Genomic DNA, 23,177 nt, shown 5'->3' with positions numbered 1-23,177 from the left:
AAGCGTGGTCCCTGTTACGAGGAGCGCGCCATGAACGTCCAGTCCAAGCCAGCCACCGTTACCACCGGCCCGATCGCCGGCTCACGGAAGGTCTTTTCCTCGCCCACCGACCGGCCGGATATTGCCGTGCCGTTCCGCGAGATCGACCTGCATCCGAGCGCGGGAGAGGCGCCATTCCGGATCTATGACACGTCGGGCCCGTTCACCGACCCGCATTTCAACCTCGATCTCGACAATGGCCTGCCACAGGTGCGCGGCGCGTGGATCGGACGGCGCGGGTTCGACGCCGTCTCCGGCCGGACGGTGAAGCCGGAGGACAATGGGTTTGCGGCACCGGACCGGCTGGTGCCCCCCTGCCCCGCCGGACGGACCGTGTTCGCCGGCAAGGAAGGCGCGCTGGTGACGCAGTATGAATACGCGCGGGCTGGGGTCGTCACCGAGGAGATGATCTATGTCGCCCACCGCGAAAATCTCGGCCGGGCGAAAGCAGCCGAGGGTGCGGCGACGCGGCGGGCGGATGGCGAGCAGTTCGGCGCGGCGGTTCCCGAATTCGTGACGCCGGAATTCGTCCGCAGCGAAATCGCGGCGGGGCGGGCGATCATTCCCGCAAACATCAACCACCCCGAGCTGGAGCCGGTGATCATCGGCCGCAACTTCCTCGTCAAGATCAACGCCAATATCGGCAATTCGGCGGTGACCTCGGGAGCCGCAGAAGAGGTCGAGAAGCTGGTCTGGGCGATCCGCTGGGGCGCGGATACGGTGATGGACCTCTCGACCGGACGGAACATCCACAACATCCGCTCCTGGATCATGCGCAATTCGCCGGTGCCGATCGGCACGGTGCCGATCTACCAGGCGCTGGAGAAGGTCGGCGGTGATCCGGACAAGCTCGACTGGGAAGTGTTCCGCGATACGCTGATCGAACAGGCCGAGCAGGGTGTGGATTATTTCACCATCCATGCCGGGGTGCGGCTCGCGCATGTGCCGCTGACGGCGAAGCGGGTGACCGGCATCGTCTCGCGCGGCGGCTCGATCATGGCGCGCTGGTGCCTCGCGCATCACCGCGAGAGCTTCCTTTACGAGAAGTTCGACGAGATCTGCGACATCATGCGCAAGTATGACGTGTCGTTCTCGTTGGGCGACGGGCTGCGGCCCGGCTCGATCGCCGATGCCAATGATGCGGCACAGTTCGCCGAGCTGGAGACCCTGGGCGAGCTGACCAAGATCGCCTGGGCGAAGGGCTGCCAGGTGATGATCGAAGGCCCCGGCCATGTGCCGATGCACAAGATCAAGGAAAACATGGAAAAACAGCTCGAAGTCTGCCACGAGGCGCCGTTCTACACGCTCGGGCCGCTGACCACCGATATCGCGCCCGGCTACGATCATATCACCTCGGCAATCGGGGCGGCGATGATCGGCTGGTTCGGTACCGCGATGCTCTGCTACGTGACGCCGAAGGAGCATCTCGGCCTGCCCAACCGCGATGACGTGAAGACGGGTGTCATCACCTACCGGCTCGCGGCACATGCGGCGGATCTCGCCAAGGGGCATCCGGCGGCGAAGCTGCGCGACGATGCGGTGAGCCGGGCGCGGTTCGAGTTCCGCTGGGAGGACCAGTTCAATCTCGGCCTCGACCCTGATACGGCGCGCGCCTTCCACGACGAGACGATGCCCAAGGAGGCGCACAAGGTCGCGCATTTCTGCTCGATGTGCGGGCCGAAATTCTGCTCGATGAAGATCACCCAGGACATTCGCGACGAAGTGGCCCGCGGTGAGGGTCTGGCGCAGAAGGCTGCCGAGTTCCGCGACGGCGGCAGCAAGATCTATGTCGAGGATCAGGCAGCGGAGTGAGACTATGAAGGTCGCCATCATCGGCGGCGGCATCATCGGGCTCGCCCTGGGCTGGCGCCTCGCGCAGCGCGGCGCCGAAGCCACGGTGTTCGAGCGCGATACGATCGGTCGCGGCGCTAGTCATGCTGCGGCCGGGATGCTTGCCGCGGGGTGCGAAACCGAGCCGGGCGAGCAGGCACTCGGCGTTCTCAACCGGGAGTCGCAGGCACTCTGGCCGGATTTCGCGGCGGAACTGGAGGCCGCCTCCGGCATGGCGGTCGGGCTGCGCGGCGAGGGCACGATGCTGATCGCCCTCAACCGTGACGATGCCGCGAAGCTGCGGCACGACATGGAGTTCCAGAAACGCCAGGGCATCGAGCTTGAATGGCTGACACCGGCCGAGGCGCGAGCGCGCGAGCCCTATCTCGCGCCGCAACTGGCGGGAGCTGTATTCTCGCCGGCTGACGGGCAGGTGGACAACAGGGCCGCGACGGCGTCGCTGGCCGAAGCGTTCCGGCGCGCGGGCGGCGTGCTGCGTGAGCGGATGCCTGTGCTGCGGATCGAGACCGATGCCAGCCGCGCACGGGGTGTGGTGACAGAAGAGGGCGTTCACGAGGCCGATGTGGTCGTGCTGGCGGCGGGCGCCTGGTCCGCCGGGTTTGATCTGCCGGTGCCGTTGCCGCCGGTCCGCCCGATCAAGGGACAGATGCTGTCTGTCCAGATGGATCCGGCGGCTCCCCTGCTGCGTCATGTGATCTGGGCGCCGCGGGCGTATCTGGTGCCGCGGCGGAGCGGCTTGCTGATCGTCGGTGCGACGGTCGAGGAGCGCGGGTTCGATGGCGCGATCACGGCCGGCGGGCTGTATTCGCTGCTCGATGGCGCCTGGCGCGCATTGCCGGGCATCGAGGACCTCACCGTGGTGGAAACCTGGGTCGGTTTCCGGCCCGGCTCGCGCGACGATGCGCCGGTGCTCGGGCCGAGCGCCCTGCCCGGGCTGATGTTCTGCACCGGGCACCACCGCAACGGCATCCTGCTCACCCCGGTTACAGCTGCAGCGATGGCGGCGACGATCCTGGAACAGAGGCTGGATCCGCGCATGGCCCCGTTCGGCATCGAGCGGTTCACGCGGGTCAGGAGTGCGGCGTGAATCGCGAGGAAATCCGGGTGAACGGTACGTTTGAGCCGATTGCAGCGAGCATTGCCGCGTTGCTGGAGGCGAAGGGGCTACACGAGACGAAAGGCCTGGCAGTGGCGCTGAATGCCGCCGTGGTGCCGCGGGCGGCCTGGGCACGCACGCGTCTGATGCCGGGCGACGAGGTCGAGATCGTTCGCGCAGTCGGAGGAGGCTGAGATGAGCGGATTCGAGATTGCCGGCGTCGGGCTCGGCTCGCGCCTGTTCATGGGCAGCAGCGCCTATCCGAACCAGCAGGTGCTGCTTGACGCGCTGGAGGCAGCCGACCCGTCGCTGGTCACCGTGGCGATCAGGCGGATCAGCCTTGATGCCTATGGCGGCTCGCTGCTCGACGCGCTGGGCGGGCGCTACCGGCTGCTGCCGAACACCGCCGGCTGCTCGACCGTGCGCGACGCGGTGCTGACCGCCGAACTGGCGCGCGAGGCGCTGGAGACCGACTGGATCAAGCTCGAAATCATCGGCGACCGGGAAACCCTGTATCCCGACGCCGAACTGCTGATCGAAGCGACCGGCGTATTGGTGAAGGCCGGCTTTACCGTGCTGCCCTATTGCACCGACGACCCCATCCTCTGCCGCAAGCTGGCCGATCTCGGGGCAGCAGCGGTGATGCCGCTGGGATCGCCGATCGGCTCCGGGCTTGGCATCGCCAACCCCTACAATATCGAGCGAATCTGCGCGCAGAGCGCGGTGCCCGTGGTGCTCGACGCCGGGATCGGCACGGCATCGGACGCGACGCTGGCGATGGAACTCGGCTGCGACGCGGTTCTGCTCAATACCGCGATCGCCCGGGCGCATGATCCGGTGCGCATGGCGGCGGCGATGCGGGCAGCGGTGGAGGCCGGGTATGGTGCCCGCGCTGCCGGCCGCATCCCGAAACGGCTGCGGGCCGAGGCGTCGAGCCCGGAGCTTGGGCTGATCGGCGCCTGAAGCTCACCGCATGGCCGTCCCTGGCCGGCGCAGGCCGTGGGAGCTTCGCGACCGGCTCAGCCCTTGGGTCTCATTTTGCCACCGCTGGATCAGGTCTTTGATATTGCCAAATCGTTGCCGACCGGACCATACTTCGTCTCGTTAAAGAGAGTTTGATTACGGGGACAAAGAAATGGGTCAGCACGCACCCCTGGCAGCCGGTGGTTCGCTGCGGACTGGCGAACTGAAAACGATGGCGGTCGACAGCGAAACCGAGATTGAACTCGATGCGATGATGCAAAACGCGACCACCGCGGCACAGTTCCTGCGGTGCATCGCCAACCCGCACCGGCTGATGGTCCTTTGCCATCTCACACATGGCGAGGCCTCGGTGGGACAGCTCGAACGGGAGCTGGGCATCCGCCAGGCGCATCTGTCGCAGCAGCTCGCGCGACTGCGACAGGACGGGCTGGTCACGACTCGCCGTGATTCGCGGACGATCTATTACGCGTTGGGCAGCGACGCGGCGCGCGATTTGGTCGGGCTGATCTACCGCCTGTTCTGCACCGCCGGCGTCGACAAGGCGGGGGGCTGCGACTGACGCGCGGCATCCAGCCCGCGGACAATCCATATCCCCACGAACATCGCGACCACGAATGGCCAGATCGCTAGCGGGTCGAGCGACAGAGCGGTTATGGCCCGGCCAAGGCAAAGACCGGCCAGCCCCCAGCCGATCCCGAATATCGCGGCCCCGCCTGCAAGGCGCGGAGTGATCCCGCTGCGCCGCAGCAGCGGAAAATGCCCGCCAGCCAGCGGTTTGCCCAGGCGCTTGCCAAGAGCGAATCCGGCTGCCGCGACGATCACGCCACCCCCCATGACAAAGGCGAGGCTCGGGTCCCAATGCCCGGCGATGTCAAGAAAGCCGAGCACCTTGGCGGGATCGACCATGCGGGAGAGCAGAAGCCCGGCGCCAAAAAGCAGGCCAGCGGCGAGGGCGACCAAGGTCTGGCGCATCAGGCGGCTCCAAGATGACGGGTGAGGAAAACCACGAGGCCGGCGATGCCGAGGAAGACCAGCGTCGCCACGATCGAGCGCGGCGAGACGCGGGCGAGGCCGCAGACGCCATGGCCGGAGGTGCATCCGCCGCCGAGTGCGGTGCCGATACCGACCAGAAGGCCGGCGCCGATCATCACCGGCAGACCAGCGGCGACATGGATGGCGGGCGCAGCACCGGCGGCACGGGCAAGCAGGCCGGCGAGCACCAGGCCGGAGATGAAAGCGAGCCGCCACTCCCGCCCGCTGCGCTGAATCAGGTCGCCGGCGATACCGGTAATGCCGGCGATCCGGCCGATGCCGACCCAGAGTAGGGCGGCGGAGGCGCCGATCATCAGCCCGCCCGCGAGATCAGGCAGCGGAGTGAAGCGCGTGCGAAAGAGCACGGGAAGCAGCATGCGGCCAGGTCCTCGCCGTCAGAGCGTGTTGAGCGGAATCTTGAGGTAGCGCCGTCCGTTCGGCCCGGGGTCCGGCAGGTCGCCACCACGGATGTTCACCTGCAGCGATGGCAGGATCAGTACCGGGGCTGCGAGGGTTGCATCCCGCGCCTCGCGCATGGCGACGAACTGCGCCTCGCCGATGCCGGCGTTGATCTGCAGGTTCTTTGCCTTCTGCTCCGCGATCGTGCTCTCCCATTGCGGAGGGCGGCCGCCGGGCTGGTAGTCATGCGCGGTAAAGACCCGGGTTTCATCCGGCAGGGTGTAGAGACGCTGGACAGAACGATAGAGCGCGTGGGCGTCGCCGCCGGGAAAATCGCAGCGGGCGGTGCCATAATCAGGCTGGAACAGCGTGTCACCCACGAAGACGGCATCGCCCACATGATAGGACATGCAGGCCGGCGTATGGCCGGGAGTATAGATGGCCTCTGCCTCGATCGTGCCGATCGCAAAGCGTTCGCCATCCCGGAACAGATGGTCGAATTGCCGTCCATCCGTAGGGAAATCGGGGCCTAGATCGAATATATCGGCGAAATTTTCCTGTACCGGCGCGATTTGATCGCCGATGCCGATCACCCCTCCGCCCAGGCTGCGCTGAATGTAGCGCGCTGCCGAGAAATGATCCGCATGAACGTGGGTTTCGAGAATCCAGTCGATGGTGAGGGCGCGCTCGCGTACCGCGGCGATCAGCGCATCGGCGGATTTGGTGGAAACCCGGCCGGCCTTGGGATCGTAGTCGAGCACCGAATCGATGATCGCGGCACGCAATGTCGCGGGGTCGACCACGATGTAGCTGATCGTGCTCGTCGCGGGGTCGAAAAACGGCAATATCTCGGGGCGCAGAGCCATCGCAGCCTCCTCGTGCATTCATATTCTGTGCATCGAATATGAGCGGCTGGCCGCCGCGGTCAATAGGCTGCGAGGTCAGCCGATCCGGTCGCGCCCTCCCATATAGGGGCGCAGGGCTTCGGGAATCGTGATCGAGCCATCGGCGTTCTGATACGTCTCCATCACCGCGATCAGGGCGCGGCCGGTTGCAACGCCGGAGCCGTTCAGCGTGTGGACGAAATCTGGCTTTGCCGGTTTCGGGCCGGTCTGGACAGGACGATAGCGGGCGTTCATGCGGCGGGCCTGGAAGCCGCGGCAGTTCGAGCAGGAGGAGATTTCGCGATAGGTCCCCTGCCCCGGCATCCAGACCTCTAGATCATAGGTCTTGGCCGAAGAAAAACCGGTATCGCCGGAGCAGAGCAGCATACGGCGATAGGGCAGTCCGAGGCGCTCCAGCACGGTTTCGGCGCAGCGTGTCATCCGCTCGTGCTCGTCGGCGCTGGCCTCCGGCGTGGTGAGCGAGACGAGCTCGACCTTCCAGAATTGATGCTGGCGCAACATTCCGCGGGTGTCGCGCCCGGCCGAGCCGGCCTCGGAGCGGAACGACGGGGTCAGCGCCGTCATGCGCAGCGGCAGGCTGGCGGCATCGAGAATCTCACCGGCAGCGAGGTTGGTCAGCGGAACCTCGGCGGTCGGGATGAGCCAGCGCCCGTCGGTGGTGCGGAAGAGGTCCTCGGCGAATTTCGGGAGCTGGCCGGTGCCGTACATCGTCGCGTCGTTGACGAGCAGCGGCGGCGAAACCTCCGTATAGCCATGCTCGCTCACATGCAGGTCGAGCATGAACTGGCCGAGGGCGCGTTCGAGTCGGGCGAGATCGCCGCGCAGCACCGTGAAGCGGGCGCCGGCGAGCTTGGCAGCACCGGTGAAATCCATCAGGCCGAGAGCTTCGCCCAGTTCGAAATGCTGCTTTGCCGCGAAATCGAACGCGGGCGGCGCGCCAACCTGCTTTTGCTCCGCATTGGCGGACTCGTCGGGGCCATCGGGCACGTCGGCGTCGAGGATGTTGGGCAGGACAGCGAGCATCTCGTCCAGCTTCCGCGCCGATTCCGCCAAATAGGCGTTGGCTGTCTCGATCGACTGGCGCAGCGCGGCGCCTTCGGCTTCGAGGGCCGTCGTATCCTCGCCACCGCGCTTGGCCTGCCCGATAGCGCGGGCAAGTTCGTTGCGGCGGGTCTCGTGGGTTTGCAGCCCGGTCTGGGCATCGCGCCGCTGACGGTCGAGCGCCATTATGGGGTGCTCTGCCCCTTCGGCCGGATAACCGGGGAATTCGGGACCGGTGATCCCGCGCCGGCGCATCGCGGCGGCAAAGGCCGCGGCATCGTCGCGAATGGCTTTCAGGTCATGCATCTTCTGAAACCTCGGCTTTCGGCTCGACCATCTTCACCGCGAAGATCGACAGCTCGAACAGGGCGATCAGCGGCACCGCGAGGCCGGTCATGGTGAAGACATCGGGCGGCGTGAGGATCGCCGCGACGATGAAGCAGCCGACATAGGCATAGCGGCGGTATTTCTTCAGCGCCGCCGCGTTGACGATGCCGACCCGGCCGAGCAGCGTCAGCAGCACCGGCAACTCGAAGCAGATGCCGAAAGCGAAAATCAGCTTCATCACCAGATTGAGATAGTCGGAGACGCGCGGCAGCACGTTGATCTGGAAACTGGCGTCGTGCGGATTGGTTTGAAAACTTAGGAAAAACTTCCAAGCGTTTGGAAATATGACATAATATGCCAACGCACCGCCGGCGAAAAACAGCACCGGGGTGGCGATGAGGAAGGGCAGCAATGCACGTTTTTCCGACCGGTACAGGCCAGGCGCGATGAACAGCCAGATCTGCGAGGCGATGACCGGGAAGGAAATGAACGCGGCGGCGAAGATCGCGACCTTCACATAGGTGAAGAACGCTTCGTAGAGCGCGGTGTAGACGAGTTCCGGCTTCTGTCCTCGCTCCTTGAGGATGTTGACGAGCGGCTGGGCGAGGAAGTGATAGATCGGCTGTGCGTAGTAATACGATACGAGAAAGGCCGCGAGAAAGGCGAGGCCGGACCAGAGCAGGCGGCGGCGCAACTCGGCCAGATGGTCGAGCAGCGGCATTTCCTTGTCGTTGATCGGGTCCGCGTTCTGCGGCGTTTCGGTCTCGTCAGATGTCATGCGGCAGCCCTACCAGAGTCGCGTGCCGGGGGGAATGAAGGCGGGCACCGGGCGGGCGCGCACCGCGTCAGGCGGGACGAAAGCAGGCATGTCGGGCGGCAACTCGTCATCCGCCGCCCCCTCGATCGCGGCATCGGCGGCCGAGGGAACGGCAAAACTGTCGCCGTCCATCGGGTCGAAACTGCTGCGAATGGTGCCATCGGGGTCGACATGACGCTCGATCGTGCTGCCGAGATCGAAATTACGGAGATTGCGCAGATCATTGCCGATATCGGCGAGATCGGCCTCGCGCATGAGTTCCTGGACATGGCCCTGGAACTCGCTGGCGAGGCCGCGCATCTTGCGCAGCCCGGCGGTTGCCGTGCGGATCGCCACCGGCAGGTCTTTCGGTCCGATGACGACAAGCGCCACCATCAAAATCACGCCAATCTCTGGCCAGGAAAATCCGAGCATATCCGTCCGCTTAAACCGGCCTCTCTGCTAGCAGTCCTGCGCCCGAGGTCAAGGATCGGCCGGGGCCGGGCTGGCCGGTTCGACCAGAAGATCGCTGCGCTTGGGCAGATCGCGCAGCGTTTTGAGGCCGAACTGGACCAGGAAATGCGGCGTTGTCGCCCAGAGCGCCGGGCGGCCCGGCGCCTCGCGATGGCCGGCCGGGGTGACCAGATCGGCCTCCAGCAGCGCGTCGAGCGCCGATTGCGAGAGGCTGACGCCGCGGATCTCCTCGATCTCGGCACGGGTGACCGGCTGGTGATAGGCGATGACGGCGAGCGTTTCCATCGCCGCGCGCGGCAGGCGGCGGGGGATTTCTACCACTCGGCGAAGTGAGGGCGCGAGATCCGGCGCGGTGCGGAACATCATCCCCTGCCCTGCCTCGACGAGTTCGATTCCGCCGCCCTCGTGGCGGGCGCGGAGGGTCGCCAGCACGGTGTCGAGATCCACGCCTTCGGGCAGCAGGGTGGCAAGGGTGCGCATCGGCACCGGTTCGCGGCTTGCGAAGATCACCGCCTCGATCAGCCGTTCAGCGTGTGGGCGGGAGCTGGGCGGGCTGGAGCTGGGTGGGGCGGTATCATTCATGGTCGGGTTCTGGCTCCGGGCCGGGGCGGATCTGGATGGGACCGAAAGGCTGCTCCTGGCGGAGCGCGAGCTGGCCGTCGCGGGCCAGTTCGAGACCGGCCAGCAACGTGCTGGAAAGGGCGGCGCGACGGGCAAGCGGCGGTTCGGGCGAATCGGGCAGTTCGGGCGGCAGGAAGCCGGCGAGATCGGTCCAGTCCCGCGTGGCGCCGAGCAGCCGGGTCAGGCGTTCCAGCGCCTGCTGCACCGACCAGAAATTCATCGGCTTCGGCCGGTATTGCCGCTTCGCGCCGGACCTGCGGCGGGCGGCGAGATAGGCTGTCAGCAGCGAGGTGAGGTCGACGCGCAGCCGCGAGCGGTCGATCTCGGTGAAATCCTCAGGCGCACCGCGGGGAAAGACGTCGTGGCCAAGCTGTGGCCGGGCACCGAGCCAGGCGGCCCCTTCGCGGATCGCCTCGAGTGCCTGGAGGCGCGCGGCGAGAACGTCGGCGGCGATCTCGCCCTCCTCGGCGGCGGTCTCGTCTTCGGGCAGCAGCAGGCGGGATTTCAGCCAGGCAAGCCAGGCCGCCATGACCAGCCAGTCCGCCGCGAGTTCCAGCCGTACCCGCCGTGCTCCCTCGACGATCGCGAGATATTGTTCGACGAGGGCGAGGATCGAGACATTGGCGAGATCGACCTTCTGGCTGCGGGCGAGTTCCAGCAGCAGGTCGAGCGGTCCCTCGAACCCTTCGAAGCGGACGATGAAAGCTTCGAGGGGTTCGGGCTGCGGGCCGGGGTCAGAATCCGGCATTGACGCCAGCAAGGTGGAGGAACCACGTGGCGACGCGCGGCACCCAAAGGCCGAGCGCGTCCGATACCGGGTTGAAGCGGATGCCGAACTGGCCGAGCAGCGCGGGCAGGACAAAGATCACCGAGAGGATGAGCAGGATGCCGAGCCGCTCGACGCGGGCGAGCATCCGGGCGACGGGCAGCGGCAGCAGGCCGACGGCGATCCGCCCGCCATCGAACGGCGGCAGCGGCAGCAGGTTGAACAGGCCGAGGACGATGTTGAAGAGCAGGAAATAGAGCAGGAAATCGCCAAGCACCGGCACAGTCCCGAAGGCGGCGATGGCGAAGGCCGCGGCAAGGGCCAGGATGAAATTCGACAGCGGGCCAGCGGCGGCGACGATCGCCATGCCGCGCCGCGGATCGCGGAAACCGGTCGGGTCGACCGGAACCGGCTTCGCCCAGCCGAACATGAAGTCGATCCGCCCGATGGTCAGGAGTTGGCTGGCAATGAGAAACAGCGGCAGGATCACGGTGCCGAACCGGTCGACATGACGCAGCGGATTGAACGAGAGCCGCCCGGCGTGCCTTGCCGTCCGGTCGCCCAGAGCGAGCGCGGCGTAGCCATGCGCGAGTTCATGCAGCACGATCGCCGGAATCGCGGCGAGCACGCTGATCGCCACCGATAGGATGGGGTTCTGGATCATGGCGCCGCCGTCAGTTTCAGGCGGGGGATCAGCGCCTTGTCGAGATCCGGCACGGCTTCGAGCACCGCGCGGTTGGCGGTGAACTCGCCGGGACAATAGAGCGCGAGGTCGCAGCCGGCGGCAAGCGCGCGCAGGGCGCGGGAGTCAGGCGTGCCGTCGAGCGCGCCCATCGCGAGGTCGTCGCTGACCAGGATGCCGTGGAAGCCGATCCGCCCGCGAATGACGTCCTCGATGATCCGGCGCGAGAATGTCGCCGGATTGGCCGGGTCGAGCGCCTCGTAGAGAATATGCGCGGTCATGCCCCAGGGCAGGTCGCGATTTGCCGCGAAGGGCGCGATATCGGCATCGAGTTCCACAGCGGTCACGCGCGGCAAGCCGTGATGGCTGTCGAGCCCCGCCCGGCCGTGGCCAGGCATGTGCTTCATCACCGGCACGACGCCCTGGAATATCAGACCCCAGGCGATGTCAGCCCCCAACGCACCGACCACGGCGGGGTCGGCGGCGATCGCGCGATCGCCGATCACGTCATGCGCGCCCGGAACCGGGACATCGAGCACCGGCGCGGCGACAACGTCGAACCCCGCCTCGCGGGCCATCGCGCCGATCGCGGCGCCGTGGGCGCGGGCGGCGTTGCGGGCGGCGTCCGGGTCAGCGGCGAACATTGCGCCCAGTCGGGCGGCGGGTGGCAGCTCGGGCCAGTGCGGCGCGCGCAGCCGGGCCACGCGGCCGCCTTCCTGGTCGACCATCAGCACCGCCTCCGCGGGGAGTGCCTCGCGCAGGGCGGCCACGAGGTCGCGCAGCTGGGCGGGATCGACGATGTTGCGGCCGAACAAAATCACGCCCGCCGGCGGATGCTCGGCGAACAGCGCGCGTTCCTCCCGCGCAAGGGTAGTGCCGGCGATGCCGAGTATGGCGGCCTTCATGGTCGATGTCTCACTTCGGCGGAACGTAGCAGGCGACATGGCGCGCCTTGAGCCGGTCGCAGAAGGCGGCAGCGTCAGCGGCGCTGGCAAAGCCGCCAAGGCGCAGCCGGTAGAAGGTCTGCCCGTTCACCGTCCCGGGCACCACCACAGGGCTGCGGCCGGCCAGCAGGTCGGGCACGCGGGCGAGCAGAATCTGCCAGGCCTCGTTGGCCTTCGCCATCGAGACGAGGGCGCCGAGCTGGATGTCATGCGGACCGGCACTGGCGGCCTGTTTCGGTGGAATGATCGTCGGCATCGCCTTGCCGATCTGCCGGTTCGGCGCGGCGGCTGCTGCAGCAGCCGGCGGGGCGGCAGGTGGTGCCTCCGCGGGTGGTGTGGCAGCGGTTTTCGCTTCAAGTGCGGGGTTTGCCGACGGCAGCGGTGGCGGTGGCGGCAGCGCCACCGCCGAACTGGGCTCGGGCGACCCGGAGGGTGCCGAGGGGGCAGCCGCAGAACTGGAGGAGGCAGCGGATTTGGGTGCAGGTTGCACCGGCTTCGCCTCGGCGGCGAGCTTGGAGAAATCAGGCTGGGGTGTCGGCGGCGCGAGCTGGGGCGGGCCGGACGCCGTGGTGCCGGACATGATCTGCTCGTTTGCGCCGGGCACCTGAAGACCGCCTGGATTGGAAGGCGCCGTCCGCATCGGCCCCGGCGGCGGTTTGATCACAGGCGGCGGGCCGAGACGCGGACGCACGCCACCCCAGATCAGCGCGACGAGGACGATCGCCCCGGCGAAGCCGCCGGCGATGAGCGCGATCCTGCGCATTTCAGGATCGAACCCGCGCGTGGGCGGACGCCGCACGGCATAGGGCGGAATGTCGATCTCGTCTTCGTAATCCTGTCGGTCCATCATCTCTCCGGGCGGCCGGTGCCGCTCAGCGCATCTCCTCGACCGGGGCAACGCCCATCACGGCGAGGCCGGAGCGGATGACCACCGCGGTTGCCGCCACCAGCGCGAGCCGCGCCCGGCTGGCCTCGGCCGCCTCGGCCTGAATGAAGCGCAATGTTGTATCGGCACGGCCAGCATTCCACAGCGCATGGAAATCACCAGCGAGATCATACAGGAAAAATCCGATTCGGTGCGGCTCGCGTGCCTGTGCTGCCGATTCGACGAGGCGTGGCCAGGCGGCGAGGCGGCGGACCAGCGCCAGTTCCTCGGGCGCAGTCAGGCTGTCGAGCGCGGCCTCCGCGAGGGCGGCATCGGCGGTCTCGCCGAGTTCGGGCATCTCGGCTGCGGCGCGCAGCACCGAGCGGCACCGGGCATGGGCATATTGCACGTAGAAAACCGGGTTTTCCCGCGTCTGCGCCACCGCGGCATCGAGATCGAACTCCATCTGCGCGTCGGATTTGCGCATCAGCATGATGAAGCGGACCACATCCGGCCCCACCGCGTCGATCAGGTCCCGCAGCTCGATATAGGTGCCGGCGCGTTTCGACATGCGCATCGGCGTGCCGTCCTTCATCACGCGGACGATCTGGCAGAGCACGATGTCGAGCGAGGCGTCGCGCCCGGCGGCGAGCGCCTTCACCGCCGCCTGCATCCGCTTGACGTAGCCGCCGTGATCGGCCCCCCAGACATCGATCATCGTATCGAAGCCGCGGGCCATCTTGTCGGCATGGTTGGCGATGTCGTTGAAGAAATAGGTATTCGAGCCGTCCGACTTGCGCACCGGGCGATCGACATCATCGCCGAAGCCGGTGGCGCGGAACAGTGTCTGCTCGCGCGGCTCCCAATCTTCCGGCGTCTTGCCTTTCGGCGGCTCAAGCACGCCCTCGTAGAGCAGGTCCTGCCCGCGCAGGATCGCCTCGGCGCGCTCCACGCCGCCCGCGGCGATCAGCGCCGCCTCGCTGGTGAAGACGTCCTGGCGGACGTTCAGGGCGGCGAGATCCTCACGGATCAGCGCCATCATCGACTCGATCGCGTGGCGGCGGACGGTGTCGAGCCAGGCCTCGGCGGGGGCGATGGACAGGCCGGGGCCGGCAAGCGCATCGCCATGGGCGGCGACCAGCGTCTCCGCCACCGGGACCAGGTAATCACCCGGATATTGCAGGCCGGTCGGGGTCGCCGCGGCAAAATCCGGCTCGGTGAGTTGAGTGCCGAGGGCCTGCAAATAGCGCCAGTAGACCGACCAGGCGAGTGCGGTGACCTGCGCGCCGGCATCGTTGATGTAGTATTCGCGGGTGACATCATACCCGGCCTTGGCCAGCAGCGAGGCCAGAGCGTCGCCCACCACGGCGCCCCGGCAATGGCCGACGGTGAGCGGGCCGGTCGGGTTGGCGGAGACGTATTCGACATTGACGCGCCGCCCCTGCCCCATCGCGCTCGCGCCGAAGGTTTCGCCGGCGCGCAGGATGGCGGCGATCTCGGCGTGCCAGACCGGATCGGCCAGGGTCAGGTTGACGAAGCCGGGTCCGGCAGGCTCGGCCTTCGCAATGTCCGGCAGCGCCGCAAGCGCCGCGGCGAGGGCCGCGGCGATCTCGCGCGGCGGGCGACCGAGCGGCTTGGCGGCGATCAGCGCGGCATTGGTCGCCATGTCGCCATGCGCTGCCTCGCGCGTCGGCGACACCTCGATCCGCGCCTGCACCTCCGCATCGAGGGCCGGGAACAGACGCGCCATCTCGGCGAGGATCAGCCGGCGCAGGGCGGTGAAGATGTTGTGGGACATGCGGAAACCTCAGGCGGGAGAATGGGGGTCGGTCAGGCGGCGATGCTCGTCGAGCGCGGCGCGGTCGGTCATGCCGGCGATATAGTCGCGCACCGCCTCGGCCGCCGCCATGCTGCGCGGCGCGCCGGCGGCGTTGCGCCAGTCATCGGGCAGCAGGTCCGGCCGGGCGAGCAGCAGGCGGGCCATGTCGCGCACCACGAGCTCGACCTTGTGGGTCATCCGGTTGACGCGCCACTGGCGATACATCCGCGCGTACAGGAAGCGGCGGATTTCGGCATTCTCTGCCGCAAGCTCCGGCGCGAAGCCGATCACCGGGTCGGGGCAAGCGCGCACCGCGTCGGAATCGGCGGGTGCGAGGGCGGCGATCCGGCGGCGGCTTTCGGCCAGCGCGCCGCTGACCAGCACGCCGATCATCTGCCGCACGGCATGGGCGCGGATGCGGACCGGGTCGGCCGTCAGGGCGCGGGCCTCTGCCAGGGTGGCGCCGATGATCGGCACAGCGGCAAGATCGTCCGCCGTGAACAGGCCGGCACGCAGCCCGTCATCGATGTCATGGGCGTGATAGGCGATATCGTCCGCGAGAGCGGCGACCTGCGCCTCGGCCGAGGCCTGGCGGGCGAGATCGAGCGGATAGGCGGCATCGAAGGCGGCGATATAGGCGGGTGGCGCGGTCAGCGGGCCGTTATGCTTGGCGAGGCCTTCGAGCGACTCCCAGGTGAGATTCAGACCGTCGAACCCGGCATAGCGGCGCTCCAGCAGGGTGACGGTGCGCAGACTCTGGGCGTTGTGATCGAAGCCGCCATGCTCGCCGAGCGCATCGTTCAGCCCGGCCTCGCCGGCATGGCCGAAGGGCGGGTGGCCGAGATCGTGCGCAAGGGCGAGGGTTTCGGTCAGGTCCTCGTCGAGCCGGAGGCCGCGGGCGATGCTGCGGGCGATCTGCGCCACTTCCAGACTATGGGTCAGCCTCGTGCGATAGAAATCGCCCTCGTGGATCACGAAGACCTGCGTCTTGTATTGCAATGTGCGGAAGGCGGCCGAATGCAGCACGCGGTCGCGGTCGCGCGCGAAGGGGGAGCGGGTCGCGCTTTCGGGTTCGGGATGCTGGCGGCCGCGCGAGGCCCCGGCGCGGGCGGCATAGGGGGCGAGTGACATGGCCCCGGCTTACTAGGAGAGCGCAGGCTTGTCCAAGCGACGCTGGCGATCCGGCGGATGAGCGCCTATATTCCCCTCCATGAGCGAGACGATGGACCGGTTCCGGATCAGTGAGGCGGCGGCGGCGCGGATTGCCGCCATCGTTGCGGCGGAAAACCCCGATTCGGCCCTGCGGGTCGAAGTTCTGGCGGGCGGCTGTAACGGGTTTCAATACAAGTTCGATCTCACCCGCGAGGTGGCAGCCGATGACGTGGTGTTCGAGCGCGGCGGCGCGAAGGTGATCGTCGACCCCGCGAGCCTCGACCTGCTGGACGGCGCCGAGCTTGATTTCAAGGACACGCTGATGGGCGCCTATTTCGCCGTCGGCAACCCGAACGCGACCTCGTCCTGCGGCTGCGGCTCGTCCTTCTCGGTCGACTGAGCGCGGCGTGCGGATCGCAACCTGGAACGTCAACTCGGCGCGCACGCGGGCCGGGCTTGTCGCTGACTTCCTCAAGCGCGAGCAGCCGGATCTGCTGCTGCTGCAGGAAATCAAGTGCGAGGCGGCGCAGTTTCCCGCCGCAATCTTCGAGGCGGAGGGATACCACGCCGAGATCGTCGGGCAGAAGGCGTATAACGGCGTTGCGGTGCTCTCGCGCGAGGCGGTAACGGTGAGGCATCGCCGCCTGCCCGGCGAGGCGGAGGACGCTGCGGCGCGGTTCATCGAGATCGAGACCAGGGGGCTGCTGGTCGGCAATCTTTATTTGCCCAACGGCAACTCCGGTGGCGCCGAGGGTTTCGCCGGCAAGCTCGACTGGATGGAAAAGCTGCGCCTTCACGCCGCCTCCCTGCTTGAGCATGATCGCGATTTCATCCTGGCCGGCGATTACAATGTCTGCCCGACCGATGCCGATCTCGCCAAAGGCGCGCTGCCGGCGGATGATGCGCTGGTGCGTCCGGAAACCCGGGCAGCGTTCCGCGCACTGATCTGGCTTGGCCTGACCGATGCGCTGCGGGCGCTGCATCCGGACGAAACGCTTTACACGTTCTGGGACTATCAGGCCGGCGCCTGGCAGCGCGACCGCGGGCTGCGGATCGACCATGCGCTGCTCTCGCCGCGGGTGGCAGAACGGCTCGACGCGGTGCGTGTCGCGCGCGAGGAGCGGGACAAGCCGCAACCTTCCGACCATGTCCCAGTGATCGTGACGCTCCGCGACCAGATCTGAGCGGCCTAGAGCATCATCCGATCAGATGGAATCATCTGATCGGATAAAGATACTCGGTTTATCAGTATGATAGAGCATGACATCCGATCCAAAAGGATCGGAACGTGCTCTAGCCGCTGACTGATGCCGAGACGGAACACGCGCGGCCTTTGGATGATTATTTACCAGCTTCCTGAAAGAAGATGTCTGCTGGCCGGCCAGCCCGGCAGGAGTGGCGAACCCGGCTTGTTTCGGACAATCTCGATAATCACATTTGCTTGATGTTAGTATGTCCATTCCGGTGAACATGTGATTTTCTCTCTTCGTTCACGCTGATATTCATTAACTATTCATACATATTTCAATATGCGAACATTCATTATTGTTGACAAACTGAAACATCGCTAACGTCCGCGACCACGCCTATTGATTTTCCGAGGAGGAAAATCATGGATCTTGGCGTGAGCGGCACCGTATCGGGAACCTCCGCGTTATCCCCTACCGTGTTCCACGAACCATGGTGGCTCGAAGCCGCTTCAGGCGGAACGTTCGGAGAGGTCATCGTCGAATCCGGCGGACGTCTTGCGGGGCGGTTGCCCTTTGTTGTCCAGCGCCGGGCGCGCAGCTTCGACGTCGTGCGGATTCCCGATCTCACGCACTGCCTGGGCCCGGCGATCGCTGCGGAGTTCGATCCCCCCGGGGCCGTCAAATCGACGAAGGGTATCGAGATTTGCAGCCAGTTGATCGCCCAGCTTCCCAAGGCTGCGCATGTCTGGTTCAGGCTGCATCCGGAAACCGCCAATACGCTGGCGTTCGACAAGGCGGGATTTCTGAGCACAGTGCAATGGTCGGTCGAAATTGCGCCGCGCCCGGAAGAGCAATTGTGGAAGGCGATGCGGGACAAGACCCGCAATGCCATTCGCCGCGGGGGCGACAGGCTGACCGTGACGGCGTGGGACGAACCGGGGCGCTTCCTCGATTTCTACAGGGATTGCCTGCGCCGGAACGACCGCAGGAACCATTACGATGACGCGACGCTGGCGGCGCTGGCAGGCGAGGTTCTGCGGCGCCGGCGCGGGCGGGTGCTGGCCGCGATCAGGCCCGACAATACTCCGGAGGCCGCAATCCTGACGGTCTGGTGCAAGCGCCGTGAGTTCTACTTCATGTCGGCACGGGACACGTCAGCCCATTTCGGTGCCATCAACCTGCTGATCTGGCGCGCCATTCAGGATGCGGCAGCGGCGAATCGCATCTTCGACATGGACAATATCCACGTGGTGGATGGCGCGCTGCCAAACCATCTGATGCTGAGCGGATTTGGCGGCAATGTCGTGCCGCGTTATTGCGTCTCGCGCAGTTCGGCGCTGCTGACCGCATTGCAGGGCGTGCGCCGGGCTCTCGGCCGGTAGAGCCCTTTCGGCAGGGTAACGCCGCCTCAGCCGAGGCTGCGGGCAACAGCCTCGGCAGCGCGGATACCATCGACCCCCGCCGAGAGAATGCCGCCGGCATAGCCCGCGCCTTCGCCGGCGGGAAACAGGCCGCGCGTGTTGAGGCTCTGGCCATCAGCCCCACGGGTGATGCGGATGGGCGCCGAGGTGCGGGTTTCGATACCGGTCAGCACCGCATCGTCACGGTCGAAGCCGGGAATTTTTCGCCCGAATGCGGGCAAAGCCTCGCGGATTGCCTCGATGGCGTAATCCGGGAGCAGTGCCGACAGGTCGGTGAGGGTGACGCCGGGCCGGTAGGACGGGATCACGGCACCGAAATCCGTCGAGGCGCGGCCGGCCAGAAAATCGCCGACGAGTTGCCCCGGCGCGTTGTAGTTCGATCCACCCGCCACATAGGCTGCCGTTTCGAGACGGCGCTGCAACTCGACGCCGGCCAGAACATCGCCCGGAAAATCCTCCGGCGAAATGCCAACCACGATCCCGGCATTGGCGTTGCGCTCGTTGCGCGAATACTGGCTCATGCCGTTGGTCACGACGCGCCCGGGCTCAGACGTGGCGGCGACCACGGTGCCGCCGGGGCACATGCAGAAACTGTAGGCGCTACGGCCGTTTTTCGCGTGATGCACCAGCTTGTAGTCGGCAGCGCCGAGCAGCTTGTGGCCCGCATGATCGCCATAGCGGGCACGGTCGATCACCGATTGCGGATGCTCGATGCGGAAGCCGATGGCGAAGGGTTTCTTGTCCAGATGAACGCCGCGGTCGCGCAGCATGGCGAAGGTGTCGCGCGAGGAATGGCCGATGGCGAGAATGACGTGGTCGGTCTCGATCGTCTCGCCGGACTCCAGCACCACGCCGCGCACCTGGCGGCCGTCGCCGGCGGTGTCGATGACAAGGTCGGTCACCTTCGCGCCGAAACGGTATTCCCCGCCGAGCCGCTCGATCGTCGCACGCATGGTCTCGACCATGCCAACGAGGCGGAACGTGCCGATATGCGGATGCGCGACGTAGAGGATTTCCTCGGGCGCGCCGGCGGCGACGAATTCGGTCAGCACCTTGCGGCCGAGATGGTTGGGATCGCTGATCTGGCTGTAGAGCTTGCCGTCGGAGAACGTTCCTGCCCCGCCCTCGCCGAACTGGACGTTGGATTCGGGCGTCAGCACGCCGCGGCGCCAGAGCGCCCAGGTATCCTTCGTGCGTTCACGCACCACCTTGCCGCGTTCGAGGATCAGCGGGCGCAGCCCTGCCTGGGCGAGGATGAGGGCGGCAAAGATGCCGCAGGGACCGGTGCCAATAACGATGGGCCGGCGCGCCGGCGGGCGGGATTGCGGAAGCCGGTACGAGAAGCTCCGCCTCGTCCTCGGCTTCGACGTCGATCGTATAGGTCAGGACGATCGCGGCCTTGCGCCGGGCATCAACGGCGCGGCGGAACACGGTGAAGCCGCGCAACGCCGCCTCACCGATGCCAAGGCGGGCAAGCACCGCATCGCGCAGGGCGTCGGGGGTGTGGTCGAGCGGCAGGCGGATTTCGGTCAGGCGGATCATGACGGCGCTCTCATACTCCGATCGGCGCTCGCTTGCCATGCGATCCGCGATTGGCCACAAGGCGCGCATGGCCCCTCCCCTGCTCAACCTGCAAGACATAAGGCTCTCGCTCGGCGGCGCACCGCTGCTGGATGGCGCGGAAATCGGCATTGCCGCAGGCGAGCGCATCTGCCTGGTCGGGCGCAACGGATCGGGCAAGTCCACCCTGCTGAAAATCGCAGCGGGTCTGGCAGAGGCCGATTCCGGCACACGGTTCCTGCAGCCCGGCGCCACCCTGCGCTACCTGCCGCAGGAGCCGGACCTCACCCGCTTCCCGACCGTGCTCGATTACGTGTTCGACGGTCTCGATCCGGACGTGGACGGGCACCGGGCCCGCGCCTGCCTCGATCGGCTCGGGCTGACCGGCGCCGAGAGCACCGCCCGCCTGTCCGGCGGCGAGGCGCGCCGGGCCGCGCTGGCCAAGGTGCTGGCGCCGGAGCCCGACGTACTGCTGCTCGACGAACCGACCAACCATCTCGACCTGCCGGCGATCGAATGGCTGGAGGCCGAACTGAAGGCCTCGCGCGCCGGCATCGTGCTGATCAGCCATGACAGGCGATTGCTGGAGACGGTGACACGCAGCATCGTCTGGCTCGATCGCGGCCGGACCAGCCGGATCGATCGCGGCTTCTCGCATTTCGAGGCCTGGCGCGACGAGGTGTTCGAACAGGAAGAGCGCGACGCGCAGAAGCTCTCCCGCGCCATCGTGCGCGAGGAAGACTGGATGCGCTATGGCGTGACGGCGCGGCGCAAGCGCAATGTCCGCCGCGTTGCCGAACTCGCTGCCCTGCGGACCCGCAAGCGCGAGGAGCGGCGCGAGGCGAGGGAGATGAACGTGACGACGAGTGCCGCGACACTCTCCGGCAAGATCGTCGTCGATGCCGAGAACGTTACGAAATCCTTCGGCGAGCGCTGCGTGATCCGCGACCTGACGCTGCGGGTGCTGCGCGGCGACCGGCTCGGCATCGTCGGGCCGAACGGTGCCGGCAAGACCACGCTGCTCCGGCTGCTGACCGGGCAGATCGAGCCGGACACAGGCACGATCACCCAGGGCACCAACCTGGCCGTGGCGACGCTCGACCAGCAGCGCGCCGCCCTCGACCCTGCCCGCACACTGGCCGACACGCTGACCGGCGGCGGGAGTGACATGGTCGAGGTCGGCGGGCAGTTTCGTCATGTCGTTGGCTACATGAAGGATTTCCTTTTCCGCCCCGAACAGGCGCGCACGCCGGTCGGCACGCTCTCGGGCGGCGAGCGCGGCCGGCTGCTGCTGGCCTGCGCGATGGCGCGGCCCTCGAACCTGCTGATCCTCGACGAACCAACCAACGATCTCGACCTCGAAACACTCGACATCCTGCAGGACATGCTGTCCGACTATGCTGGCACGGTGCTGCTGGTCAGCCACGATCGCGACTTTCTCGACCGCATCGCGACCTCCACGCTCGCGGCGGAAGGTGACGGGCGATGGGTTGAATATGCCGGCGGCTATGCGGACATGCTGGCCCAGCGCGGCACGCGTGAGACGCGCGAGGCAACGCCGCGCAAGCAAGCCGCGACGCCACCCAAGCCCAAGGCCGCGGCTTCGGCGTTTTCCTTCCGCGACCGGCACCGGCTGAAGCAGCTCGAAGGCGAGATGGAGGGGCTTCAGGCCGAAATCGCCAAGCACGAGGCACGCCTCGCCGATGCCAATTTCTTTACCCGCGACCCTGACGGGTTCCGCAAGGCCAGCGAAACCGTAGGCGGGGTACAGGAGCGGCTCGCCGCGCTCGAGGCCGAATGGCTCGACCTCGAACTCAGGCGCGAGGCTGCTGATGGGGCGAAAACCTCATCGTGATGCTGCGCGCGATCACCAGCACGATGATGACGACGACGAGTGTCAGGATATCTTCGGCCGAGAATTTCTGGCCATAGAGCTTGATCAGCACCTCGCGGAGGGAAAAGACGATCGTCACGTCGAGCAGCGTCGACAACCTGATGCGCCTGGTGCGCGCATAATCCATGAAGGTGTTGAACAGCTCGATGAGGATGACGACGTCGAGGATCTGCTCGACCAGCACGCGAAGGGTGAATGTGTCCATCGTCTCGGCCCGGAAATCGGGAAAGAGATGGATCGTGCTGGCGACCGCCTCGAGGAACGCGAAGGCGAGGGCGACGAGCATCAGCGGGATGACACCGAGGATGACCGCGTCCACCGCGATGTCGTAGCCGCGGAAGACGAGACCGCGCCAGCGTCCGCGCGGCCTCTCGGTTACGTCAGATGCCACGGGCCGCCATCGCCGCGACGATTTCGCCAACCGCCTCGCCGGCTTCGGGAATGACCCGGCCCATCGTCAGGAAGCCGTGGATCTGCCCTGGAAAGCGCCGCAGCGTGACCGCAATTCCGATTTCCGCAAGATGTCGCGCATAGGCTTCGCCCTCGTCGCGCAGCGGATCGAAGCCGGCCGTGATGACCAGAGCCGGCGGCAGGCGGTCATGCCGGGCGGCACGCATCGGCGAGGCCCGCCAGTCCGCCTTGTCTGCCTCCGAGCGGAGGTAGTGGGCGCGGAAATAGGTCATCATCGCTTTCGTCAGCATGTAGTTCTCGCCGAAGGCCTCGTGGCTCGCGGTCGAGCCCAGCATGTCGGTCGAGGGATAGACCAGCGCCTGAAGCGCGATGGCAGGGCCGGCATTGTCGCGCGCGTCGATCGCGACGACGGCGGCGAGGTTGCCGCCCGCGCTGTCGCCGCCGACGGCGAGGCGCTTCGCGTCGATGCCGAGTGCATCGGCATGGGTCGCGACCCAGGCCGTGGCGTCGATCGCATCCTCGACGGCGGCGGGGAATTTGTGTTCAGGGCCGAGCCGATAATCGACCGAGATGACCACCGCGCGACTGCGCTGCGCGATCTGCCGGCAGACAACGTCATGCGTGTCGCGATCGCCGATCACCCAGCCGCCACCGTGGAAATACACGAGGCAGCCGCGCGCGGTGGCATCGTCCCCATCGCGATAGAGGCGGAGAGGGATGGCGCCGTTGCGGCCCTGGGCGTCGAGATCGCGCACCTGCGTGATTGCCGGAGGCTGGGGCGAAAGGGCGCCGCGCGCCTGCAGGTAGCCGATCCGCGCTTCGGCCGGGCTCAACTGGTCGGCCGGCGGGCGGCCCGCGGCACGGATGAGCTCAAGCGCCGTGGCGGCGCTGCTGTCGAGTTCTGCCAT

24 protein-coding genes and 1 pseudogene are annotated in these 23,177 nt (G+C 67.0%); 9 read left to right on the top strand and 16 right to left on the bottom strand.

The features are described 5' to 3' along the window. The first annotated feature begins 30 nt into the window (after positions 1-30). The 5 genes from thiC to B7Z76_RS01945 all read left to right on the top strand — a co-directional run bounded on the left by thiC (position 31) and on the right by B7Z76_RS01945 (position 4,529). The gene (thiC, locus tag B7Z76_RS01965; RefSeq protein ID WP_174502246.1) at positions 31-1,851 is read left to right on the top strand and encodes a phosphomethylpyrimidine synthase ThiC; all 1,821 of its coding nucleotides are present in this window, start codon (positions 31-33) and stop codon (positions 1,849-1,851) included. 4 nt (positions 1,852-1,855) lie between these two features. Then, positions 1,856-2,977 (top strand): glycine oxidase ThiO, encoded by a 1,122-nt coding sequence (gene thiO / locus B7Z76_RS01960; protein ID WP_291341819.1) that lies wholly within the window; start codon positions 1,856-1,858, stop codon positions 2,975-2,977. After that, complete coding sequence (gene thiS, locus B7Z76_RS01955; protein WP_291341818.1) at positions 2,974-3,180, top strand: sulfur carrier protein ThiS; 207 nt, start codon at positions 2,974-2,976, stop codon at positions 3,178-3,180. The genes thiO and thiS overlap by 4 nt, the downstream gene beginning before the upstream one ends. Before the next feature lies 1 nt (position 3,181). Then, positions 3,182-3,949 (top strand): thiazole synthase, encoded by a 768-nt coding sequence (locus B7Z76_RS01950; RefSeq protein WP_174502249.1) that lies wholly within the window; start codon positions 3,182-3,184, stop codon positions 3,947-3,949. A gap of 172 nt (positions 3,950-4,121) precedes the next feature. After that, positions 4,122-4,529, top strand: coding sequence for a metalloregulator ArsR/SmtB family transcription factor (locus B7Z76_RS01945; protein WP_291341817.1), 408 nt, complete (start codon positions 4,122-4,124; stop codon positions 4,527-4,529). Here the strand turns inward: B7Z76_RS01945 and B7Z76_RS01940 are convergent. The 13 genes from B7Z76_RS01940 to B7Z76_RS01880 form a co-directional block, all read right to left on the bottom strand. Then, the gene (locus B7Z76_RS01940; RefSeq protein WP_291341816.1) at positions 4,478-4,942 is read right to left on the bottom strand and encodes a DUF6691 family protein; all 465 of its coding nucleotides are present in this window, start codon (positions 4,940-4,942) and stop codon (positions 4,478-4,480) included. The two genes, B7Z76_RS01945 and B7Z76_RS01940, sit on opposite strands and share 52 nt — an antisense overlap. Next, positions 4,942-5,379 (bottom strand): YeeE/YedE family protein, encoded by a 438-nt coding sequence (locus B7Z76_RS01935; RefSeq protein WP_174502252.1) that lies wholly within the window; start codon positions 5,377-5,379, stop codon positions 4,942-4,944. Before B7Z76_RS01935 ends, B7Z76_RS01940 begins: the two co-directional genes overlap by 1 nt. Before the next feature lie 18 nt (positions 5,380-5,397). Further along, positions 5,398-6,267, bottom strand: coding sequence for an MBL fold metallo-hydrolase (locus B7Z76_RS01930; protein ID WP_174502253.1), 870 nt, complete (start codon positions 6,265-6,267; stop codon positions 5,398-5,400). A gap of 75 nt (positions 6,268-6,342) precedes the next feature. Further along, the gene (gene serS, locus B7Z76_RS01925; RefSeq protein ID WP_291341815.1) at positions 6,343-7,653 is read right to left on the bottom strand and encodes a serine--tRNA ligase; all 1,311 of its coding nucleotides are present in this window, start codon (positions 7,651-7,653) and stop codon (positions 6,343-6,345) included. After that, positions 7,646-8,452: a twin-arginine translocase subunit TatC gene (gene tatC / locus B7Z76_RS01920; RefSeq protein WP_174502255.1), complete on the bottom strand. Its 807-nt coding sequence runs from the start codon at positions 8,450-8,452 to the stop codon at positions 7,646-7,648. Before tatC ends, serS begins: the two co-directional genes overlap by 8 nt. Before the next feature lie 9 nt (positions 8,453-8,461). After that, positions 8,462-8,905 carry a twin-arginine translocase TatA/TatE family subunit gene (locus tag B7Z76_RS01915; RefSeq protein ID WP_174502256.1) on the bottom strand — a complete coding sequence of 148 codons (444 nt, stop codon included), beginning with the start codon at positions 8,903-8,905 and terminating at the stop codon, positions 8,462-8,464. A 48-nt stretch (positions 8,906-8,953) separates the two neighbouring features. Then, on the bottom strand, positions 8,954-9,526 hold the full coding sequence (scpB, locus tag B7Z76_RS01910) for an SMC-Scp complex subunit ScpB (RefSeq protein ID WP_174502257.1): 573 nt from the start codon (positions 9,524-9,526) through the stop codon (positions 8,954-8,956). Beyond that, the gene (locus B7Z76_RS01905) at positions 9,519-10,313 is read right to left on the bottom strand and encodes a ScpA family protein (protein ID WP_174502258.1); all 795 of its coding nucleotides are present in this window, start codon (positions 10,311-10,313) and stop codon (positions 9,519-9,521) included. Before B7Z76_RS01905 ends, scpB begins: the two co-directional genes overlap by 8 nt. Next, complete coding sequence (locus B7Z76_RS01900) at positions 10,300-10,995, bottom strand: site-2 protease family protein (RefSeq protein ID WP_174502259.1); 696 nt, start codon at positions 10,993-10,995, stop codon at positions 10,300-10,302. Before B7Z76_RS01900 ends, B7Z76_RS01905 begins: the two co-directional genes overlap by 14 nt. Continuing rightward, a complete protein-coding gene (gene nagZ / locus B7Z76_RS01895) occupies positions 10,992-11,918 on the bottom strand; it encodes a beta-N-acetylhexosaminidase (RefSeq protein ID WP_291341814.1) in 927 nt (308 codons plus the stop codon). The genes B7Z76_RS01900 and nagZ overlap by 4 nt, the downstream gene beginning before the upstream one ends. Before the next feature lie 10 nt (positions 11,919-11,928). Further along, a complete protein-coding gene (locus B7Z76_RS01890) occupies positions 11,929-12,807 on the bottom strand; it encodes an SPOR domain-containing protein (protein ID WP_174502261.1) in 879 nt (292 codons plus the stop codon). 22 nt (positions 12,808-12,829) lie between these two features. Beyond that, entirely contained in the window at positions 12,830-14,620 is a 1,791-nt protein-coding gene (locus B7Z76_RS01885) for an arginine--tRNA ligase (RefSeq protein WP_291341813.1), read from the bottom strand. A gap of 9 nt (positions 14,621-14,629) precedes the next feature. Further along, a complete protein-coding gene (locus tag B7Z76_RS01880; protein ID WP_174502263.1) occupies positions 14,630-15,772 on the bottom strand; it encodes a deoxyguanosinetriphosphate triphosphohydrolase in 1,143 nt (380 codons plus the stop codon). Between the two features lie 79 nt (positions 15,773-15,851). Here B7Z76_RS01880 and B7Z76_RS01875 point away from each other — a divergent pair, with 79 nt between their 5' ends. The 3 genes from B7Z76_RS01875 to B7Z76_RS01865 all read left to right on the top strand — a co-directional run bounded on the left by B7Z76_RS01875 (position 15,852) and on the right by B7Z76_RS01865 (position 18,365). Further along, positions 15,852-16,193 carry an iron-sulfur cluster assembly accessory protein gene (locus tag B7Z76_RS01875; RefSeq protein WP_291341812.1) on the top strand — a complete coding sequence of 114 codons (342 nt, stop codon included), beginning with the start codon at positions 15,852-15,854 and terminating at the stop codon, positions 16,191-16,193. A 7-nt stretch (positions 16,194-16,200) separates the two neighbouring features. Then, the gene (locus tag B7Z76_RS01870; protein WP_291341811.1) at positions 16,201-16,977 is read left to right on the top strand and encodes an exodeoxyribonuclease III; all 777 of its coding nucleotides are present in this window, start codon (positions 16,201-16,203) and stop codon (positions 16,975-16,977) included. 428 nt (positions 16,978-17,405) lie between these two features. Beyond that, positions 17,406-18,365 (top strand): GNAT family N-acetyltransferase, encoded by a 960-nt coding sequence (locus B7Z76_RS01865; RefSeq protein WP_291341810.1) that lies wholly within the window; start codon positions 17,406-17,408, stop codon positions 18,363-18,365. 26 nt (positions 18,366-18,391) lie between these two features. Here B7Z76_RS01865 and B7Z76_RS01860 read toward each other — a convergent pair. Continuing rightward, a pseudogene (locus tag B7Z76_RS01860) lies at positions 18,392-19,946 on the bottom strand (NAD(P)/FAD-dependent oxidoreductase). 67 nt (positions 19,947-20,013) lie between these two features. On the opposite strand from B7Z76_RS01860, the gene B7Z76_RS01855 reads away from it, so the two are divergent. Continuing rightward, the gene (locus B7Z76_RS01855; protein WP_291341809.1) at positions 20,014-21,819 is read left to right on the top strand and encodes an ABC-F family ATP-binding cassette domain-containing protein; all 1,806 of its coding nucleotides are present in this window, start codon (positions 20,014-20,016) and stop codon (positions 21,817-21,819) included. On the opposite strand, the gene B7Z76_RS01850 is transcribed toward B7Z76_RS01855, so the two are convergent. Both B7Z76_RS01850 and B7Z76_RS01845 read right to left on the bottom strand, forming a co-directional pair. Further along, positions 21,779-22,249, bottom strand: a complete 471-nt coding sequence (locus tag B7Z76_RS01850) for a phosphate-starvation-inducible PsiE family protein (protein ID WP_174502268.1) — start codon at positions 22,247-22,249, stop codon at positions 21,779-21,781. The genes B7Z76_RS01855 and B7Z76_RS01850 overlap by 41 nt on opposite strands. Beyond that, on the bottom strand, positions 22,239-23,177 hold the full coding sequence (locus B7Z76_RS01845; protein ID WP_291341808.1) for an alpha/beta hydrolase: 939 nt from the start codon (positions 23,175-23,177) through the stop codon (positions 22,239-22,241). Before B7Z76_RS01845 ends, B7Z76_RS01850 begins: the two co-directional genes overlap by 11 nt.

Origin of the sequence: Acidiphilium sp. 20-67-58 (assembly GCF_002255515.1) — a bacterium.
Taxonomy (GTDB): Bacteria; Pseudomonadota; Alphaproteobacteria; order Acetobacterales; family Acetobacteraceae; genus Acidiphilium.
Note: the sequence above shows the minus strand (reverse complement) of the source record. Positions and strands in the feature narration are given on the sequence as shown.